Here is a 3,243-nt window from a genome sequence, read left to right on the forward strand (position 1 = left end):
ATATACACTAGGACTTATCCTAGTGTATATAACTACATTCCACTTACTATGCATGGATTCATAGTTTTATAATTATCACTTACTATGCAAATTTTACCTTTTTGTTTAAATGCAGATTCTTCAACTTCTTCGGTCTCTTCTTCTTCATATTCAAAGGTAGGTGTTTGTTTTTGTGAATCAGCTATTTGGCGAGAGATTTTTTCATAGTCACCATCTTCACCACCTCCATCAATAGGTCTATTAACATCAGGAGTTATTAACAAAGGAATAGTTTTGAAATCTCCAGCTATGATAACTTTTTTAAATTCGTTGTTATCTTTAAAATCTTGAAGTTGATCTTTATAGTCAAGTAATTGCGCATAAAGATTTTTAGCTTCATTGTTAAGTTTTATGATAGTATTTTTAATATTTATAAATGCAGGATCATTTTCATTTTTCAAGCCTTTTTCTATTAAAACTATATAATCATTATAAGCTTTTATAAATTTGGCTAATTTTTCTTGATTTTCATCAAGCAAGTATTCAATATCAAAACCTTTTGATACTATATTTTCATTAAGAACTTTAAGCTCATTATATAGTTTGTTTTTTTTGTTATTAAAGTTTATAAATTTAGCGTCAGCATTTCCGAAAGATTTTTCAAAACTATCTTTTACTGTTTCATTAGTAAATTTAGCTTTGTTTATATCATGATCTTTATATGCATTTAAGAAGCTCAAACTTTGCAATAATGCCCTAGCATCATTTTCTTTTACACCTAAATATGTGGTTATAAATTTAACCTGCTCATCTTCTGTTTTATTTGATATATCACTATACTCATTTAATAATTTAGCTAATAATCTAATATCTATATTATAATGAACTTTATCAATATCATTTATAATATAATTCCATATATCATCGCTAATTAAATCATTTTCACCTAAAGTAGCTGTTTCATCTTTAATCTTTTCTACATCAGGTCTAAAGATATCTTCACTTGGTTTTACTTCAAAATCAGTATTGAAACTAAAATAGCCATCTTTTTCATGTAAGCCATAATCTTTTAGATCTGTTGTGATTTTATTTTTAAATTCGGTGTATTTGCTATCATAATCACCGTTGTTGTATGAAATCTTATTAAATCCATTCGTAGTATCTGCAATATCACCTTTTTCTGTTATATTTGGATGATATATAAAAATATTTTCATGTTTAGAGTCTGTTTTAGAAACGGCATGGAAAAGTCCAGCATATTCATTTTTTCCACCACCATTTGCTTCGATTTTTGCATCAGGACTAAAGAATATATAAATATTTTTAAACTTATCTCTACCTTTATCTCCGTCCACAGCAACAAATCCACCGGCTCTTGTTTTACCATCCATATAACCTGTTCCATCTGCTATAACAGAGCCTATATTGTTTAAAACTATATTGGAAAAAATTTGCCCTGTACTTGCTGAATAAGCCATAAAACCACCAGCATAGCTTGTTTCTGCTTTTTCAATGCTTTGGCTATGAATTTTTTTAATATTATTTAAAACTATATTAGAATAATAATTTTGACCACCTGAATATCCTACAAATCCCCCTGCATTAGCATCATCTTTAATCCAAATAGGAAGATCTGTGTTATCATAAGTTCCATTATTTTTAGCTTGTATCAAATCAATATCATTTAATACTATGTGATTAAACTCATTAATTCTATCTCCGCTAAAATCTCCTTGAGTTGAATTAAAAATAAGTCCTACAAAACCACCAACTCTTGCTCTTTCAGTATCTGTTTCTGCCATGATATTATCAATATTATGCAAAACAATATTATCAAATTTATGTCCTATATTGCTATAATTATAAACTCCAGACCATAAACCCCCAGTAAAGCCACCTACATAGGCTAAATCACCTTTACCATAAATCTTACCTATATCTCTAAGAGCTATGTTGCTAAATGAGCTTCCTTTCATATAGCACCAAATATCTTCATAGCAATCCACACCATCCCAATCATCTAAATCTCCACCCCAATCTGTAATAATGCCAGCAAAACCACCCACATAACTAATATGATTTTTTGATTCTGCTTTTATCTCTTTAATACCTTTTAATGTGATATTACTTACATCACTACCATCCATAATCATACCGGCCATACCACCTGCATAAATAATGCCATCGTTTGAACCTATAATACTTCCTTGATTATAATCAACATTAAGATTTTTTAAAGTAGCAGCTCTTAATACGCCAAAAATACCTAAATATTCTGGTTTATTTTCTAAGCTTGTTGTATCTATATTGATATTACTTAAAGCAAAACCTTGACCATCAAAAATTTTATTAAAATAATTTTTATTGTCATAGCCAACTATCATACTAGTATATTCATCAGCATCTTTTTTACCATCACCATTTAAGTCAAACCAGTAATTAGCATAGTTTTGCTTTTTAAAATCTATATTAGCGGTTAATCTATACTCACTAGCTGTATCTCTAAAACCTTCTTTGTTTTCATTCCAACCTTTAGCAAAATACCACCAATCTTGCACAGAACCTATACCTACATATTTATCTACCTTAAAATTACCATTTTTTTTGCTTATTTTATTAAACACTTTAAAAGAATCGGGGTTGTAATAATATCCACTAGCGTTTAAATACATAGAACCTTTTGTTTTAGCATCAACATTTATTGATTGTATTTTGTCAGCATTTACACCAGCAACATTAACATAAACTTCATTGCCTTGTAAGTTTATATTTTCAGCATTGACTTTTCCAAATTTAATGCCATTGTGTTCTTTGTCCCAATTAGTATCAGCATCTAATACTACTTTATTACCTTGTAAAGTAACGTTTTGAGCATTAATAGTACCCATATTTACTACATTGCCACCATTTGGTTTAAACACTGGAGAGAAAGTATTATAAGCAAGTTTTCCATCTGCAAACTCTTGCATACTTTTATTATCCATCGATGAAGTCGAAGCCACAAAGCGATTAGCATTGATAGTTCCTGTTTTAGTAATGATTACCCCATTAGGATTAATTAAAAATACATTATTACCACCTGCATTTAATAAACCTTCTATCATAGATTTACTAGTACCATGAGCAATGTTTAGGTAGTTTTTATCTTTACCTCCAAAGTTTACACTTTCACCTTTGCCTATATTAAAGCCACCACCCCATTGTATGACTGAGCTTGGTCCATTACCTATAATATTCATATTATTACCATTTGTAGTTATACTC

At 29.3% G+C, this 3,243-nt stretch carries 1 protein-coding gene; it reads right to left on the minus strand.

The genetic code is table 11. The features are described 5' to 3' along the window. Positions 1 to 32 precede the first annotated feature (32 nt). Positions 33 to 3,243 (minus strand): filamentous hemagglutinin N-terminal domain-containing protein (locus L8U41_RS07785; protein WP_263728254.1); only part of this gene is annotated, 3,211 nt, incomplete at its 5' end.

This window comes from Campylobacter sp. RKI_CA19_01116 (assembly GCF_025771405.1).
Classification (GTDB): domain Bacteria; phylum Campylobacterota; class Campylobacteria; order Campylobacterales; family Campylobacteraceae; genus Campylobacter_D.